20 protein-coding genes are annotated in these 17,208 nt (G+C 34.0%); 9 read left to right on the top strand and 11 right to left on the bottom strand.

Annotated elements, in window-relative coordinates:
• Window positions 1–124: 124 nt before the first annotated feature.
• The 5 genes from ACN4EE_RS17840 to ACN4EE_RS17820 all read right to left on the bottom strand — a co-directional run bounded on the left by ACN4EE_RS17840 (window position 125) and on the right by ACN4EE_RS17820 (window position 4,215).
• A complete protein-coding gene (locus ACN4EE_RS17840; RefSeq protein WP_431707825.1) occupies window positions 125–379 on the bottom strand; it encodes a hypothetical protein in 255 nt (84 codons plus the stop codon).
• Window positions 348–584 carry a BrnT family toxin gene (locus tag ACN4EE_RS17835; RefSeq protein WP_431707824.1) on the bottom strand — a complete coding sequence of 79 codons (237 nt, stop codon included), beginning with the start codon at window positions 582–584 and terminating at the stop codon, window positions 348–350. The genes ACN4EE_RS17840 and ACN4EE_RS17835 overlap by 32 nt, the downstream gene beginning before the upstream one ends.
• A gap of 332 nt (window positions 585–916) precedes the next feature.
• Window positions 917–1,174 carry a type II toxin-antitoxin system HicB family antitoxin gene (locus ACN4EE_RS17830; RefSeq protein ID WP_431707823.1) on the bottom strand — a complete coding sequence of 86 codons (258 nt, stop codon included), beginning with the start codon at window positions 1,172–1,174 and terminating at the stop codon, window positions 917–919.
• Window positions 1,167–1,430 carry a toxin HicA gene (locus ACN4EE_RS17825; RefSeq protein ID WP_431707822.1) on the bottom strand — a complete coding sequence of 88 codons (264 nt, stop codon included), beginning with the start codon at window positions 1,428–1,430 and terminating at the stop codon, window positions 1,167–1,169. Before ACN4EE_RS17825 ends, ACN4EE_RS17830 begins: the two co-directional genes overlap by 8 nt.
• Before the next feature lie 58 nt (window positions 1,431–1,488).
• Entirely contained in the window at window positions 1,489–4,215 is a 2,727-nt protein-coding gene (locus ACN4EE_RS17820) for a phycobilisome rod-core linker polypeptide (RefSeq protein ID WP_431707821.1), read from the bottom strand.
• 344 nt (window positions 4,216–4,559) lie between these two features.
• Between ACN4EE_RS17820 and ACN4EE_RS17815 the strand changes: the two genes are divergently transcribed.
• Together ACN4EE_RS17815 and ACN4EE_RS17810 are read left to right on the top strand one after the other, a co-directional pair.
• Entirely contained in the window at window positions 4,560–5,534 is a 975-nt protein-coding gene (locus tag ACN4EE_RS17815) for an MraY family glycosyltransferase (RefSeq protein WP_431707820.1), read from the top strand.
• 369 nt (window positions 5,535–5,903) lie between these two features.
• Entirely contained in the window at window positions 5,904–6,227 is a 324-nt protein-coding gene (locus ACN4EE_RS17810) for a thioredoxin family protein (RefSeq protein WP_431707819.1), read from the top strand.
• 52 nt (window positions 6,228–6,279) lie between these two features.
• Here the strand turns inward: ACN4EE_RS17810 and ACN4EE_RS17805 are convergent, their stop codons facing one another.
• Both ACN4EE_RS17805 and ACN4EE_RS17800 read right to left on the bottom strand, forming a co-directional pair.
• On the bottom strand, window positions 6,280–6,846 hold the full coding sequence (locus ACN4EE_RS17805) for a DUF3124 domain-containing protein (RefSeq protein WP_431707818.1): 567 nt from the start codon (window positions 6,844–6,846) through the stop codon (window positions 6,280–6,282).
• A 29-nt stretch (window positions 6,847–6,875) separates the two neighbouring features.
• Window positions 6,876–7,373 (bottom strand): YceD family protein, encoded by a 498-nt coding sequence (locus ACN4EE_RS17800; protein ID WP_431707817.1) that lies wholly within the window; start codon window positions 7,371–7,373, stop codon window positions 6,876–6,878.
• Between the two features lie 203 nt (window positions 7,374–7,576).
• Here ACN4EE_RS17800 and ACN4EE_RS17795 point away from each other — a divergent pair, with 203 nt between their 5' ends.
• From ACN4EE_RS17795 to purQ, 5 genes are all read left to right on the top strand, one after another.
• Window positions 7,577–9,085 (top strand): serine/threonine-protein kinase, encoded by a 1,509-nt coding sequence (locus ACN4EE_RS17795; protein WP_431707816.1) that lies wholly within the window; start codon window positions 7,577–7,579, stop codon window positions 9,083–9,085.
• 4 nt (window positions 9,086–9,089) lie between these two features.
• The gene (locus ACN4EE_RS17790) at window positions 9,090–9,473 is read left to right on the top strand and encodes a DUF2358 domain-containing protein (RefSeq protein WP_431707815.1); all 384 of its coding nucleotides are present in this window, start codon (window positions 9,090–9,092) and stop codon (window positions 9,471–9,473) included.
• A gap of 21 nt (window positions 9,474–9,494) precedes the next feature.
• Window positions 9,495–9,761: a DUF3493 domain-containing protein gene (locus ACN4EE_RS17785; protein ID WP_431707814.1), complete on the top strand. Its 267-nt coding sequence runs from the start codon at window positions 9,495–9,497 to the stop codon at window positions 9,759–9,761.
• A 200-nt stretch (window positions 9,762–9,961) separates the two neighbouring features.
• Entirely contained in the window at window positions 9,962–10,222 is a 261-nt protein-coding gene (purS, locus tag ACN4EE_RS17780; RefSeq protein ID WP_431707813.1) for a phosphoribosylformylglycinamidine synthase subunit PurS, read from the top strand.
• Between the two features lie 193 nt (window positions 10,223–10,415).
• Window positions 10,416–11,102 carry a phosphoribosylformylglycinamidine synthase subunit PurQ gene (purQ, locus tag ACN4EE_RS17775; protein ID WP_431707812.1) on the top strand — a complete coding sequence of 229 codons (687 nt, stop codon included), beginning with the start codon at window positions 10,416–10,418 and terminating at the stop codon, window positions 11,100–11,102.
• A 329-nt stretch (window positions 11,103–11,431) separates the two neighbouring features.
• Here the strand turns inward: purQ and ACN4EE_RS17770 are convergent, their stop codons facing one another.
• The 4 genes from ACN4EE_RS17770 to ACN4EE_RS17755 form a co-directional block, all read right to left on the bottom strand.
• Window positions 11,432–12,283: an alpha/beta fold hydrolase gene (locus ACN4EE_RS17770; protein ID WP_431707811.1), complete on the bottom strand. Its 852-nt coding sequence runs from the start codon at window positions 12,281–12,283 to the stop codon at window positions 11,432–11,434.
• A 79-nt stretch (window positions 12,284–12,362) separates the two neighbouring features.
• Window positions 12,363–13,046 (bottom strand): tRNA (adenosine(37)-N6)-threonylcarbamoyltransferase complex dimerization subunit type 1 TsaB, encoded by a 684-nt coding sequence (gene tsaB / locus ACN4EE_RS17765; RefSeq protein WP_431707810.1) that lies wholly within the window; start codon window positions 13,044–13,046, stop codon window positions 12,363–12,365.
• On the bottom strand, window positions 13,021–13,830 hold the full coding sequence (locus ACN4EE_RS17760; protein WP_431707809.1) for a tetratricopeptide repeat protein: 810 nt from the start codon (window positions 13,828–13,830) through the stop codon (window positions 13,021–13,023). Before ACN4EE_RS17760 ends, tsaB begins: the two co-directional genes overlap by 26 nt.
• Before the next feature lie 427 nt (window positions 13,831–14,257).
• Complete coding sequence (locus tag ACN4EE_RS17755; protein ID WP_431707808.1) at window positions 14,258–15,208, bottom strand: ABC transporter ATP-binding protein; 951 nt, start codon at window positions 15,206–15,208, stop codon at window positions 14,258–14,260.
• Between the two features lie 373 nt (window positions 15,209–15,581).
• On the opposite strand from ACN4EE_RS17755, the gene ACN4EE_RS17750 reads away from it, so the two are divergent.
• Complete coding sequence (locus ACN4EE_RS17750) at window positions 15,582–15,980, top strand: response regulator (protein WP_431707807.1); 399 nt, start codon at window positions 15,582–15,584, stop codon at window positions 15,978–15,980.
• Between the two features lie 170 nt (window positions 15,981–16,150).
• Window positions 16,151–17,086 (top strand): bestrophin family protein, encoded by a 936-nt coding sequence (locus ACN4EE_RS17745; RefSeq protein ID WP_431707806.1) that lies wholly within the window; start codon window positions 16,151–16,153, stop codon window positions 17,084–17,086.
• The last annotated feature ends 122 nt before the right edge of the window (window positions 17,087–17,208 follow it).

Below are 17,208 nucleotides of genomic sequence, written 5' to 3'. Positions count from 1 at the left end.
GATAATGAATTTACGACAGTACTCATCAGGGTTTTTAGTCAAACACGAAAACTAACTTAACTTTTTCAGTATCTCACAAATTTTTAGTATGCGTTTGCCCTGAATATTTATTAAACTGTAACAATTACATTTGAGAAGTCTGCTCCAACCTACTGTTAGGCTTCTGCCTTTGGGCGATTTGCATTAGCAAACGAAGTGCTTCATTCACGGAGTCACTGGTAGGAAAAGCTTGAGCAACGTCAGGTTCAAGTAATACTATGTTTGTATCTGCTTGGTATCGATCGACATATTTTCCTCTAACACCACCTTTCATATTACTAAAATCATATTCAGGACGTATTTCGTCATTAATCTCCATTTTCATAAAACCTCCGTTCATTTCGGGTTGCTTCTCGTGCGCTAATAATCCGAACGCAATCTGCTCGATCTGTATGAGACACTATTAGAATACGATTAGCTCTTGATAATCCAATGATAACGTAACACTCCTCGCCAAAAGAGTGATCTGGATCAGGAAATGTTACAGACAAAGGATCGTTGAAAACAGTAGATGCTTCGCTGAATGAAACACCATGCTTTTTCAAGTTTGAGTTTGCTTTTTCTGGATTCCATTCAAATTACATCTAAACAACACTTACCGTTCTAATTCAGTAGTTAAGTTTAACATAAAAAAAGTAGGTTGGGTTAAACGAAGTGCAACCCAACATTTAAACATCCATTAATCATGATTTTGTTGGGTTTCGATGCCTCTACCCAACCTACTGGCGATCGAACTTTGGGCGATTTGCATTAGCAAACGAAGTGCTTCGTTGATTCAATGATGTAAAATATAATAGGCAATATTACGAAAACTATCATAGGCCAAAAAATGAATGCCATGAAAAACCAGTATAGCATTTTAACCTATCTCCACATACTAACCAAATTTACATAGTATCGATCGAGCCTCATGAAAATCAAGAATGGATTTAGGTTCAGGAATATCATCTTCATCTTCTAATAACATTAATAAATGAACTCTAACAGCTTCTTTAATTTCTTGTATCGCTTCTTCCTGAGTGTCTCCGTGCGCCATAATCCCTAATTCCATACATTTTGCTAAATATGCCTCATCTTCTACTGAATATTCCACTAAATAAGCGTAATTTTTCACATATTCACTAATATTAATCATTGTTTTTTCCTTCTTGAATTTCCCTTAGTTTTATTAATGCTAATCTAACTTGTTTAACTTGATAGGGTTTCGCTTTACCTTGTTTTCCTTCTTGTAAATTAATTCTAGGTTCTCCTTTCCATGGTACTTTAAAAGGATAATGACTTGAGCCTCTATTTCTAGGTTCACCAAAAAAACTTTCTGTAATTTTCATTAAACGAGCAAATCGAATATTTTTATCATTTACTAATTCTTCGATCGCCTTATTAATATCCATTTTATCTTTACTGTGAAATTAAAAGTAGGGTGGGCAATGCCCACCGATCGAAATTAATCTAGTTAATAGATGCAGAGGTACTTACCGCAGGAACAAAACTGGGTACTACTAACTCGTTATCCTGTTTGGTTAACTTGTTATAGAGTCTTTCAGTGTTGGGGAAGTTTGCCGCAGGTAAGGTGGGGAAACGGCGATAAGGCACGGTATCTTCACCGAATACTTGGGCGTATTCCATACTACCAACTAAGGCACTGATAAAGGCACGGAAGCCCTCAGTCGCTAAAATGCGGTTATAGTGCTGAATTTCTTTTTGATTTAAAGGCGCACGTCCTAAGAAATGTTTTGTACCCAACTCAATTACTTTAGTATTGGGGAAAGGTGCATAAAATTCTTTGAGGTACAATTCAGAACTACCGATACCTTCGATAAACTCTTTGACGCTAATTTCGCCGTTGCTGAGTTTACTTTCCAGTTTGGTAAAGTTTGCATTGATGACGTAAGGTTCAATGTCACGCTCGAATACTTGACGGTAAGCGGCACGAATGACGTTTTTAACCTGTACTTTGTCGTAATTGTTGGTGAGTTTAAAGATTTTGGTTTGTTCTCTTTGAACTGTTACACCTTGATTAACACGAGCTTCAATATCGGTACGGAAGTTAGACACTTGTCCTAATTCGATGAATCGAGGAGTGGTTTCAACGTCAACTCTTTGTCCGATGTCTTCTCTTAATGTGCCAACTCTGGCGTTACGCATTTGTAAACCAGCAGGGGTTAAATAACGCTCGTAGGGAACGGTATCTTCACCGAAGGCTTTGTTATACTCGTCACTGTCGATTAAAGCGTCCACAAGGGCATAGAAGCCTTTTTTCGATGCTAAATCGAAGTATTTGTTCATTTCGCTACGTCCGTAGGTGGGACGACCTAATAAACGGCGGTGGATGAATTCGATCGCTTTACAAACGTAGAAAGGAGTCCAGTAGGTTTTTAAGAAGGTTTCCGATTTCGCTAAGATACGGATAAATTCTCTTAAGCTAATATCACCATTTTCGAGTTTGATTTCGGCAACGGTTAATCTTTGTCCTTCATAGACATCACGACCGAATACTTGACGGTAGGCGGCACGAATGACGGCTTGGGTAGAACTTTCACCGAATTTCACTCCTAAACCGTTACTTGCACCGGGTAACTCGTTGTTTAAACGAACTACTTTTGCTCCTAAAGTACCGGGATATTCTCCTACGGCACGGGGGTTGCTGTTTTGGTTGTTAATGCCGGGTCCACGATGGATTAAGATACGTTTGGTATCCTTGCCGAAAGGTGCAGGCGCACTGCTAGGATTACGGGTTTCTTTGGGGAAAATCGCTCCGAATTGAATCTCAAGGGGATCATTTCCAGAACCGTAAACGTGTTGATCTGGTAAGGGTCGATCGTACTTCGCAAAGGTAGTAACAAATTGAGGTACTTTACGGAAAGGAGCAGAATAGTTGAATAAATCCTGTTGCATTCCCCAGTTACGACACTCTTGAGCTTCCACTCCCAAACCACGAAGGTAGGGTACAGTTTCTTCTCCGAAGTAGTCTGCGTATTCCTGAGAGTCCACTAAGGCATCAACTAAAGCGTTTAAACCACCACTAGACACGATCGAGAAGTATTTTTGTACTTCTTCACGGGAAGATGGTCCACGTCCTAGAATATGACGGAAAGCCAATTCTAAAGCACGGGAGTTGATGAAAGGCTCAAAGAATTGCTTACGGTATAAAGGAGACTTAGCTAAACGGCGGATAAATTCCTTCATGGAAATATCACCATTTTTCACCTGAGACTCAAGGTAAGAAATCGACTGAGAATAAGCACGGGTGATGTCACGCTCGAAAACTTGACGATAAGCGGCTTTGACTACAGAATTTTTCTCAGAAGCAGATAACCCCGGCTTCATCACAAATTTAGGACGACGCTCAGAAGCATTAAAGTAGCTTTGAGGTAATTCTAAACCTTGTACGTCACCAGAAGGACGTTGACGAACTTTATTCGCAGGAGTGGGCGCTTTTAACTCGTTGATGAGAATATCAAAGTATTGAGTTAAAATTTCTTTGGCTTCCGCATCATTTTTGAAGTAACCGATGGAAGATGCTTTCATTTCTAACAATGCCACAATGGTAGCATCGATCGAACAGGCATTTTCTAAAACTTCTCTTAAACCTCTGGTATTCACTACGAGAATGTTAGGATCACCTGCTACGATGGCATAGCTAACATAACGCAAGAACCAAGACATATCTCGTAAAGATTTGGTCATATTACTAGGACCATAACGAGCGATGTTAATGGGGCGGAATCCAGAGGGAATTGCACCGATACCGGGGGTAGTAAAGGAAGCTAAAATACCTCCTAAGAAACCACCACCGCTACTGCTACCTTTTCCAGCATCAATAAAAGTTTGAGTGGACTGTAAAGCGGCACGAATGTCACTAGGTAAGCCACCACCACCGCTAACGCCTACTAACGCAGGTTCATCAACGGGAGGTTTTTCCAAGAAAGACATGGGTGAGCCTCCCGTAAAGATACGGTTAGCCGCACGGGAAACGATTAAATCAGAACTAGCCGTTAATACTTCGGCAATTTCTAATCTTTTTGCCCCAGATTTAAAAAAGTTGTCTAATTCACCTAATTCATTATTATCGAGAAAACGATCTTGCTGTTCAGCTTGAATAATAGTTGAGACAGCTACAGTTTGGTATAATTGCGGTTTCGCTAGAGAACTACCGCCACTTGCTTTTATTGTCATTGAATTATTTTTATTTTAAAACCAAGTATCATTATCAATTCATTAGGTTATAGATTAAATCTTTTTGGGGTTTCATAGTTAGTTTGTTAAAATTTGTAACAATTACTGGGTGTATTTTTAAAGGTTTTTTAATAAAACTGACCTCATACAAACCTCAGTGAACTATAAAATTCTCGATGAAGGTAGGCAAGAGGCAAAAAGCAAGAGGCAACAGGTAAGCGATGAAGTTATGGGCAAGGGGTTTAAACTCCCTGTTAATAAAAACGGTAAGTTAAATGCGTCTTCGCTTAATATTATGGATTAATGATTGCTGAACACTGAATTTTTATTTTTAGATTTTTTTTATGTCAATTATACTTCTTGCTATAGCTAGTTTTTTGTTGAGTTTGCTATTGGTATTTCTGATTAAACAGAATTTTAGTAAACAACTTTTAGATATTCCTAATGAACGTAGTTCCCATGTTAAACCAACCCCAAGGGGAGGAGGTTTAGGATTTGTGATAACTTTTGTGATTGGTGTCATTATTCTTTATTTATTACCTTCTTCCTCTATACAATCGGATATATTTTTGCCCTTAATTCTTTTACCTTTAACTATTGTCGGTTTTTTGGACGATCGATTTAACTTACCATCTCTTTGGCGTTATGGGGTGCAGTTTGCCGTTGCCATTTTTGCTGTCATTCATTACAATTTGTTTCCCTTTCCCTTTGATAATCTCGGCTTAATGGGAGTGATTATCGCCTCTGTTTTAACGGTGATAGGATTTACTGCTTTAATTAACTTCTATAACTTTATGGATGGTTTAGACGGTATTGTCGCTGGGGTGTGTGTGGTGCAATTTTCCTTTTTAGCTATCTATTTACAACAATATCAATGGTTAATTCTCATCGGTGCATTATTAGGATTTTTGTACTGGAATTGGTCTCCTGCTAAGATATTTATGGGAGATGTGGGAAGTACTTTTTTAGGAGGTTCGATCGCTATTGCCTTGTTACAAAATCCTGAGAGCTTAAGTTTATCATGGTCAGCGATTTTTATTACATTACCCTTAGCGGGGGATGCTATCTATACTATTTTTTGTCGCCTTAGTAGAAAAGAAAATGTTTTTCAAGCCCACAGAACCCACATATATCAAAGATTACAACGTTCTGGATGGAGTCATCAAAAAGTAGCCTTAACTTATATTTTGATCACATTGATTATGGCTTTAGCGATTTTTTATTTTAATTTTTATGGTGCTTTATTTACTTTATTGTTAAGTATTAGTCTCATTATTTTAAGTGAACAATATCTTAAATCTCACCTTAGTTCCATATAAAATTTTTTCTTTTTATCTTTCAATCTTTATTGTTTAAAAGATTGGCTAAATTTTCTCTGGCTTAAGTGTAAGTGGTTTCGATCGAAAACATATTATGATAACCTGTCCAGTTGTTCCGTACATTTATGGATATTTTCAGTTTAGCTTAAAATATAATGAATAATTAATGATTAGACATCTGGTAAAAATTATTTTTAATGGTTCGTAGTAAGGGCTTCAGCCCTTAAAATCTTAATTAATGGAGAAGTCTATTGTAGAAATGCGCAATTCTGATCGCAATATCTAAGTCTAAGAGCGAGTCCATTGTAGAGTAAGATCAGAAATGTTTGATTATAAAAAATAGTTATTATCGAGAAAATTTTATTGAATATGAGTAAAGTAATTGAAATTAGTGATTCTCAGTTTGACAATGAAGTTGTCAAGGAAAATGGAACTGTATTAGCCTATTTTTGGGCTTCTTGGTGTGGTCCTTGTCGTCTCGTGTCTCCTTCTGTTAATTGGGTTGCAGAAAACTATGACGATCGATTAAAAGTGGTTAAACTAGAAGTAGATGCCAGTCCGAATAGTGTTGCATTTTGTAAAGTTGAGGGTGTTCCAGCTTTTAGAGTTTTTAAAGAAGGGAAAATTGTGGCTAGTTATGAAGGTGCCATCGGCAAAGATAAATTAAAAGATTTTGTAGAAACCAATATTTAATGAATAATGAATAACGAGTAGTTTTTAATTCTTAATTCTTAATTCTTAATTCTTAATTCTTAATTGTCCATTCTATTTTATTTTGTTGCTGATTTAGTTGCAATTCTCTGATTACTTTTCCTTGAGTAGTAAAAGAAATTCCTTGAGTACTAGCGGTACTCAACATTATGGCTTCTGCTTTCGGACTAGAAACTTTTTGATCAGCTACCCATTCTATCAAAAAATTAGAGCCTATTCCGCCCCTTGTGTCATTATCAGCAATAAATAAATTTGTTGATGCAAGGGGTTTTAAACTAACAGGATTTTGTACATAATTTTCAATTAAATTTCCTTGAGTGTCGTAATATTTTAAGGATTTAATAATGATATTGTTTTCTAAATCTGTATTGTGAAAAGTAATTGTTATGCCCAAATTGTGCAATCTTTTTTGATTAGAATGATAAATATTGGAGTAAATAGGTAGATAAATTATTTCCCCGATTACGGGTTTAAAATCTGATGGTAGTTCGATCGATTCGGTATTAATGGGAATATTAGGAACAACAATCGGGAGATTATCGATCGTTTGTTTTTTGTCACAACCTGATAAAATAATACAGATTAAACATAAAAAAAACAATATATATTTTCTCAACATTTATTTAGTCATCACTGATTCTGATTCAATAAACTAGCTAAACTAGACCAACGATCGTCCTTAATAGTATGATTATTTTGAGATTCGATCGAAGGAGGTTGACAGTCATTACCGCAGAGAATACGCAATGGCATAGCTAAGGATAATTGTTCATAAATCCATTCATCAACGATTAATTCACCATCGGGGGGTAAGGTTTCCGATAAATCTTCGCTGATAATTTCTCTTTCTAAAGGATAGCTTAAATTAGGGTCTTCCTCTTTTAATAAAATAATTTCCGAAGTATCCACCTCTAAACGATGGTTAAAAGTTTGTAAACATCGATCGCAGGTTAAGGTTAAAATAGTATGGGCTTGTAACTGTAATTCTAAAAAATTTCCCCGATGGGCAACCTGAAAAAAACCTCTCACGGGAGTAAGGCTATTTAAACCAGCAATTTGATGATTTAAACTGATGTCCTCTTTTTGCTCAGGCATTTTTAATAAACGAGGAATATAAATTTTTTCCATAATAAACCTGACAACATTAAGGAAAGTACAATGAACAAATAAAATTGAAAACTACGATCGATCGAACTTCCACAAATTATAACTAACAATGTCACAATTTCTCAATGGTTTTCTCTACAATCTCACTCAATGATACCAAAAAAGAAAGATCAGGGAAAACTAAGAAAACTCTATAATAAAAAAACAAAACCATCTAAATTACTATGAGTCAGGGTGATTTATCTAAGGAAAACTTATTAGTTAAACGTTATCAATTACAAGAAGTAATTGGACAGGGTGCGATGGGTATAGTATATCGTGCCGAAGATACCGTCTCCAAAAATCACAGCGTAGCAGTGAAAATTTTGTCTAAGGCTTTAGACGATATGAAGATGATTAAGAGATTTCAAAAAGAAGCTACTATTAGTGCTTTATTGTCAGAAAGAAGTGATAACATTGTGAGAGTGACGGATTACGGGGTAGATCAACATAAAACACCCTTTTATGTCATGGAATATCTTAACGGCGAAAACCTTGACGACTTTATTGAAATTCATAATCTTTCTTTAACTCAGTTTTTAGATTTTTCTCGCCAGATTTGTCTAGCAATGGAAACCGCCCATAACGGTATTTTTTTTGAAGGAGAAATTTGCCCTGTTATTCATCGAGACTTAAAACCTAGTAATATATTCATTATTGAAGATGACACGGGAAAACAAATCATTAAAGTATTAGATTTTGGTATCGCCAAATTAGTTAAAGATGACAAAGGCGACACTGAAGCCTTTATGGGTACACCTAGATATTGTTCTCCAGAGCAAATACAAGGGCTAGACTTAGACAATCGATCGGATATTTATAGTTTAGGTATGGTAATGTATTTGATGTTAGCCCAAAAATATCCTTGGGAATTAGAAATTAATTCGATCGCAGCATGGTATAAAGCCCATACCGAATTAACTCCTGCACCTTTTCCTCCTGAATTAAATATTCCCCCTGAATTAGAGAAATTAATTTTAAAATGTCTGGAAAAATCTCCTAATTATCGCCCTCAAAGTATCGGAGAAATTACCCAAAAATTAGACTTTATTGCGCGTAAAATAAATCCAGAATCTAGTATCCAAAAAATTGAATTTGAACAATCTCAATTAGTAAATGTTGAGCAAAAGTCTCCCTTAGAAACCTTTTTATTAACAGCAAAATGGCCTAGTAATAAACCGCAACAAAAAATTGTCTTTCCCAGAATTTTCCCCTTTGAGAAGAAAGTATATCCTAGCATTTGTACCATGTTAGAACTGGAAGACATCAAAAAAAGAAGTAATAATATTCGCTATAATCAATTTTTATTTCAAAGTTATCCTCATCCAATGATTTTATGGTTAACTGTTTTGTATAGTCTCGAAGATGGCGCTCGTTGGTTGCCCTGTTACCTAGATTTAAAAACAAAAATAGGTCAACAAATGGTAACAATTTTAAGTGAATCTAAGCAATACTTTTTACTATTTTATAGTTTAGGAAATCCTGATAAATGTCAAGATTTATTATCTTTTAAAGTCATGCTCAAACAAAGGACTAATTTAAAACAATGGGCTTCTGTTAGCAATATGTTAAACATAAAACATAACGATGAGGCGGTAATTAGTAGGAAAAAACTCAAAGAAGATTTAGAATTATTAAAGCCCAAGATTTTACTAGAAATAGAAAAAAGTCAAACTCAAGAAATTCACGGATAAAATTATGAACTTATTAGAAACAATTAAAGCCGATTATGAGAGATTTCCCGAAAATCCCACCTATAGTATTTATGCTGAAAACGTACATTTTAAAGACCCTGTTTATGATTTTTATGGATTAAAAAAATATCAAGAAATGATCTCTTTTTTGAGTAAATGGTTTAAAAATTTGACCTTAGAATTACACGAAATTACTGAAAGTGAAAATCAAATAGATACTCGTTGGACAATGTCATGGAATAGCCCTTTACCTTGGCAACCTTTTGTTTCAGTATCGGGTAGAAGTGAATTAAAAATTGAAAATAATTTGATTATTGGTCATTATGATTATTGGGATATTTCTAAATGGGATTTAATTAAACAACACTTTAAAATTACTAAAAATTGAGCTTTTAAAATACAAATATTTATGAATAATTTACCTAAAAATTCACAGAAAAAACAGTTAAATAATGAAGAATATGCCTATCTAAAAGCAGAGGCAGAAAAACCTTATAAGGGGCTAAGAAAATTTATTTATTTTGGTTTTGGAGCTTCGGGGGCGATTGGTGCATTTATCTTTTTTATTCAAATAATAGCAGGGAAAAATGTTTCTGATAATATCCCTAATTTATTAATTCAAATTGCTGTAATTGCTTTAATGGTGTTTTTATTTAGATGGGAAAACAAAAAGTAACTAAATTTTATCAACAATAGAAGTTAGGCACTTGTACCAAAAATCAAAGGATTGAGATTCCTTCGCTACTCTCGCTTGGGACAGAATATCCTTAGAGGTGCGTAAGTCCTAAACAAGTATCTTGATAGGGCAAATTTGAGATAAAATGTTTAGATGCAACTCGATCGAGTTGAACTTAAAGATTTTTATGGGAACTATTCATGGCTAAAAAATTCAATTCTAAAGTATATGTAACCTTAAGACCTTCAGTATTAGACCCTGCTGGAACGGCTGTAGAATCAGGGTTACACCAATTAGGCTATCAAGGAGTAGAAAACGTCAGAATAGGCAAATATATCGAATTAACCGTCACCGCAGACAGTGAAGAATCCGCCGATCGACAAATACATCAAATGTGTGACCAACTTTTAGCTAATCCCGTCATTGAAAATTACTCCTTCGATTTGACTCCTATGTCATAAGTTGATGATGTTATTGCAAGACACGAACCAATTCTCCTTGTCTCTCATCGCAAGACACGAACCAATCGCCCTTATCTGTCATTGCAAGACAAGAAACTATCTCATCAAATTGCTATGTCATTGCGAGGTACGAAGCAATCTCTTATTTATATTATAATTCTTTTATATTTATTTTATTCAAACTTTATTAATTATGAAATTTGGCGTAGTAGTGTTTCCCGGCTCAAATTGCGATCGAGATATAGCAATGGTGACAGAAGGAATATTAAATCAACCAACCCGCATGATATGGCATCAAGAAACAGATATAGATGATATTGATACCATCGTGATACCGGGGGGGTTTAGTTACGGCGATTATCTGCGGTGTGGTGCGATCGCCCGTTTTTCTCCAGTAATGAAAAGTATAGTAGAACACGCCGAAAAAGGGAAATTAGTGTTAGGAATATGTAACGGTTTTCAAGTATTAACCGAAGTAGGCTTGTTACCTGGGGCATTAACCCGTAATCGAGATTTACACTTTATCTGTGATCAAATTCCCATTAGAGTAGAACATAATAACTCCCTTTGGACAAAAGGCTATGAATCTCAAGAAGTAGTTTGTTTTCCCATTGCGCACGGAGAGGGCAATTATTATGCCGATGAGGATACCCTAAAACAGTTAGAAGATAATGGACAAATATTATTTCGTTATTGTGACGAAAAAGGACAAATAAACCCTGAAAATAATCCTAATGGTTCATGTGAAAATATCGCAGGAATTACTAACATAAAAGGTAATGTTTTAGGGATGATGCCTCACCCAGAAAGGGCGAGTGATAAGGCATTAGGATTTACTGACGGAAAAGCCTTATTCGCTAATTTATTTGGTTCTTCATGATTTAGGGGGTCTTGTGGACTTGTCTGTAAGGCTAGTGCCGTCCTGTGAAGCAGAAACTCTTAATTGCGAAGTTAAGAAGCCCACATCTGTACCGTTAGGTCAGTGTGGGAGATGTCACACAAACGTACAGTGCATAGCGGGTCGGTAACGGTTAAAACATTAAAGCCGATGGGCAGTCGGTCAAAAAGTCTGTGGAGGATAATGGTATCGAGGTTGTCGAGAATAATACCTGCTACCCGATACCTGATACCTTTTTTTAGACATAATTTATCATACTCAAAATAGAAGAATCATAACTCTTATTTCTTTCTCTTATTAATTTCCAGAGATTATTTAAGAAAATTCTTAATAGCATTTAAGTAAGTTTTTTCATCTTCTAACATAGGAAAATGACCAGTTTTAGGAATTTCTACATAAGCAATATTATCTGTATTTAAAGCGACGGCTTCCCTACCCATACTTGCAGGAATTATCTGATCTTTTTCTCCTGAAATTAACAAAGTTGGTACTTTTATTTTCGCAAATTCTTGAGGCATAACATCCACTGCTTTTTTACTTACTGATGAGTAAATTGTATTTAAAGCAGCGTTATAATCTGCTAATAAAAAGTCTTCTAAAAACGCAATACTCATATCTTTTGGTATCGGTTGATGTAAAAATCTTGCCATGAACATTTTATCTGCAAAAGGCACTTTTAAAAACCAGTCATAACGAAATTTAACCACATATCCACCTACTTTATGAAAAGCTGAAAAAGCAAGGGCATTATAAGTAAAAATTCCATTGCAAGTCAAAATTGCTTTATGGATTCTTTCTGGTGCTAAATTCAAAAATATTGTACCTACAGAAGCCCCCATAGAATGGGCATTAAAATAAATTTTTTCCAGATTAAAGGTGTCTAATAATATCAATAAATCTTGAGCATAATCTTCTAATTCATAACCAATATTTACCTCTTTTTCTTCTTTTGATTGCCCAAAACCTCGCATATCATATAACAAACAATCATATTCGGAGACGATCGAACTAGCCGTAGTACGCCAGTATCGGCAAGAGCCACCCCAACCATGAATAAAAACCATCACGGGTTTAGCCAGATTATTAGCAGAGGGTTGTCTAATCCATTCGTAGTAGTGATTTACACCCCTAATATTAATTTTTCCTTGTGCTTCGATCGTCATAAATAATATAGAATATAAAAAACTTTATTTTAGGGTTATTTTACCTCAATTAGACAGAGAATTAATTTTTTATTTACTATTAATTATAAAAAGGTGTTAAATTTTGCCAATTATTAACGCTATTATCTTGATTATTGTTTATTTTAAGCATAGCAATTTCTAATAAACTTTCTGTTGTAAAAGCTAATTTATCAGGGGCAATAATGTGATGAAAATTAGGCTCTTTTTTATCCTGATATTCTTTAATAATTATATCCCATTCTTCCTTTTTATAAGCTCGATCGAGCCGAAGACTTAATAACAGAGTATTTTGATTAATAAATTGATAAATAGCCCCGAAAACTTCTTCTAAATTAGCCTTCATTTCCACCGCTAAAATACTAGAATTATCGAGGTTTTTACCGTGATACCAAGCTAAAGATTCTAAAGTAGAAATGCCAAAGACAGGGATATTTAATTGTTGGGCTAAAGTTTTAGCTGTAACGACACCTATCCTTGTACTGGTAAAACTACCAGGTCCTTTTGCTACGGCGATAAAATCTAAGTCTTGCCATAAAATAGGAGGTAAAAATTCCCCTATTTTTTCTTGTAAATTATTAGCTAAATCTCTGCCTAAATCCCATGATTGACAACGACAAATATTATCTTTATTAATAATACTTAATCCTAATTCTCCACTGGATGTATGTAATGCTAATCCTTGATTCATTTTATGATAATTGAAAATATTTTTAATTTTATGGTGTTGGGGCTGTTGATTCATCAGCTTGATTTTGATTGCCTGATGTACCACTTTTTTTCTCTAATTCTTTATATTGTTCATTTAACTGTTTAAGTTCTTTTTTCAAAATTTCTATCTCTAGTTGTAAATTATTATCAAAATTTTCCTGCTCTTTTAACTTGTCTAATAAATTATTATATAACAATATTTGTTCACTTTGTAAACTCTCAATTTCCTTAATTAATTCTTTGCGTGTTTCTTCTATTTTTAGATCATTTTTAGAAAATAAATTGAAAGAAAGATTATTTAAAATCAGAAATCCAGTTAATGAACCAATAGTTAATAATCCTAACGCTCCTAATCCCCATAATTGATATTTATAAGTCATAATTAGTTTATCTAATTGAGCTAATAAATTCAAGGATTCTTCATCATCAGGTTGAATTTCTAAACACTGTTTCACTCTAATTCTAATTAATTCTTCATCCTCTGAATTATGCTTATCTTTCCATCTTCCGATATAACAATTTATCAGTAAATGCAACATCGGTAAATTAAATGGATTAAAAGCTAATGCTTCTTGTAATTCTTCGATCGCATCTTCCCAATGACGATGTTTTGAGTAACCTTGAGCGCGAATAAAATGAGCTTGAGACTGTTTTTGGGCGGCTTGTATTTCTTCATCGGAAATACCTAATTCCGAAGCGATTTTTAATAAGTCTTGATTAGTGGGAATTTTTTGTCCTAATTGACTTAATTCTGTCACTCTTTGAATATAAAGTTCAATTGCTTGATTGGGATTTGCAGGATTTTGTGACTCAGCCATAACTAATTAATTTTTTATGGAAATAATGAGTAAAATAAGAAATAAAGAGTAAGGAATCAGATAGCTAAAAAGTATTTATTTTAATTTTTATGGCTCTTCTACTTTGAGTATGATAAATTATGTCTAAAAAAAGGTTTCAGGTATCAGTTAGCAAGTGTTAGGTTAAATTAAAATAGTAAATTTATAACATCTACATTTTTAAAATTATCAACCTATTATATATCAATAATTTTAACAATTATTTACTACTAAAATATCATAACTACTGTAGATGAGCCATTTTTATTAAGTTTAAACAATGACTTAAATTCTTTTTTCTTCTATTATCAGTAAACTTGAATACAAACTAGCTTAATCTATATTTTACATTTTTCATGGTCTGATTGCGAAAAATCAAGTAATTTTTAAAAGATTAAAAAGATACATCTTAGCTTACCTGTTTATGCCCTAAACGAAGGAAAATAGTTTCTAAGTCTTCCTGTTGACAATGAAAGTCATGGATAGGAATATTAGCATCCATGAGACTTTTGAGTAAATTTGCCCTGTCTTGACTATCTCCTGCAAATTCTACCTTGATTTCTCCATGAGGTAGTTTTTCCCATGCCTTAACACTATGACAGTTTTTTAATTCGCCTTCTAATTTATCCCCTTCTCCTAAGCTACTAATGATAATTTGTTGACGACTCAGACGACTATATAAGTCTTTGAGAGTCGTGCTTTCCACTAAACATCCCAACTCCATAATTCCTACCGCATTACACAATTCTGCTAAGTCAGACAAGACATGGGAGGAGATTAAAATTGTCATGCCGATTTTTTGTAAGGTTTTAATACTTTCTCTAAATTCCAATCGTGCGATGGGATCTAATCCTGAAACTGGCTCATCTAACACTAGAATAGTAGGAAGATGGATAATTGTCCTTGCTAAACTCAATCTTTGTTTCATCCCCCTAGAAAGGGTGGCAATCAAGGCGTTACGTTTTGATTCGAGGTTAACTAAGTCTAATACTTCTTGGATTCTTTGACGGCGTTGGGGTTGTTTGAGGTTGTATAATCGGGCAAAATATTCTAAATAGTCAATGACTGTCAAGTCATCATATAAGGGAAAGTCGTCGGGTAAATAACCGATGTGTCGTTTTATATCTCGATTACTTTCATTTAGTAGTAGTCGATCGCCATTCAAATAAATTTCTCCTTTGGTGGGATTTTCTGCCGCCGCCAACATTCTAATCAAAGTGGTTTTTCCTGCACCATTTGGTCCTATTAAACCATATACATCACCTTTGGTGATTTGTAAATCGACATCATTAACGGCGATATGTCTTTCAAATTGTTTAGTTAAGCCTACAGTTACGATCGCAGATTCTACATTAATCATTATTTTGGTTGAATATGATAAATTATGTCTAAAAAAGGTATCAGATATCAGGTATCAGGTATCGGGTAGCAGGTATTAGATTAAATTCAAACTGTTAATTTATAACAATTGCATTTTTTTAATAATCAAAGCTATAGTTGATAAAGTTTATATTAATTATTTTCTATTAATTTAGCATAACTATTGTAGAAGAGCCCAAAAATCTTTTTTTTAACCAAGTTTTATGTTTAGATTTATTGAATTTTATTAAGTTTTATGATAACAAAATTTTACAATTTAATATTAGTAAATCAAGATTATTTACTTTGTTGAATCAATAATTAATAACTAGGATAAAATATAGCTGATAGATTTAAAAATTAAAGTTATAGTCATGAAAAAACAAATTATGATTGTGGATGACTCTCCTATTATGAGGGTTATTCTAGGTAATATTATCAGTGAAGATGTTAATTTATCGATCGTAGAGTATGCGTCCGATGGTAAAGAGGCTTTGGCTAAATTAACAAATATTCAACCAGATTTAATCATTTTAGATTTAGAAATGCCAGAAATGGATGGTATTACTTTTTTACAAAATGTTAAAGCAAAAAGTACTGCAAAAATAATGATTGTAACCGGTGCTGACATTAATTCACCTAAAATTAATCAAGCCAGAATGTTAGGCGCTCAAGGAGTAATAAATAAACCTTCTGGAGTTGTTTCTCCTGATTTAAAAGCGAAAAAAGGTGACGAAATCAAAAAAACTATTTATCGCATTTTGGGCTTATAAATAATTAGAATTAATAATTAACAATTAACAATGTCAAATTAAAATTTATATAATCATTCTAGGGAATGTGTTTAACACAAGAATTAAGAGAAAAAAACTTTAAAAATATCTTTTCCCTTTTCTATCTTCACCATTATATTTAGATGCGTTTTAGCTTATCATAATGATTAATGGGCAATTTCGATCGAGTAGTGATGAAGTTTAGTAATTTTCATAAGAATAGAAAATCTTGGTTTCGAGCATTATTTAATATTAATACATCGATTCTTCCTGATGTATGGGAAAAAGCAGTATTTTTTGGAGTAATATCCATTTTAGTGTCTTTCGCAAATCAATATGGATTTTTGCAAGGGCAACCTGCTTTAACCAGTTTAATTCCTACTATAGTATTAAGTTTACTATTGGTTTTTCGTACTAACTCCGCTAACGATCGATTTTGGGAAGGGCGCAAACTATGGGGTACAATAACCAATACCTTGAGGAATTTAGCATGGCAAATTTGGGTAAACGTGAAAGAAGTTACTCCCGAAGACACACAAAGAAAAATCGACACCCTTAAATTATTAACCGTCTTTGCCATCGTCACCAAAAACCATTTACGGGGAAAAATAGGGGAGGAAGAAATACAACCTTTCCTTTCCGCTTTTCACTATCACCAATTAATAACCAGTCAACACTTACCTTTACAAGTCGCTAGTTATTTAGGAGAGTATTTATATCAAGAATATCAAAAGCACAATCTCAACGAGTATCAATTAACGAGTATCCAGAATTTAATTAATATTTTGATGGATATGGTAGGAGGATGTGAAAGAATTTTGAAAACCCCTATTCCTTACTCCTATAGTATCCATCTGCGACAGTTACTGTTTCTCTACTGTGTTTTATTACCCTTTCAATGTGTTGAGTCTTTAGGATGGGCAACAATTCCTTTTGTTACGATCGTCAGTTATATACTATATGGTATAGAAGCCATCGCCTTAGAAATAGAAAACCCTTTCGGTACTGACCCAAATGATTTACCTTTAGATCAGATATGTCAAACTATCAATAAAAATATCCAAGATTTTATCCTCAACCAAAATAGGATAGTGAATAATAAGTAGAAGAAATAGGAAAGAGGGGGAGAGGGGGGAGAGGGGGAAGAAAATGCTGTAAAATCTTCATTAAAACTCTTTACGGGCATAATATATTATGCCCCTACAAACCAATTAAAAATCTTTTTTGA

Source organism: Geminocystis sp. CENA526 (assembly GCF_050753365.1).
Classification (GTDB): Bacteria; Cyanobacteriota; Cyanobacteriia; order Cyanobacteriales; family Cyanobacteriaceae; genus Geminocystis.
The sequence above is the reverse complement of the archived record's forward strand: the minus strand, read 5'-3'. Positions and strand labels throughout refer to the sequence as shown.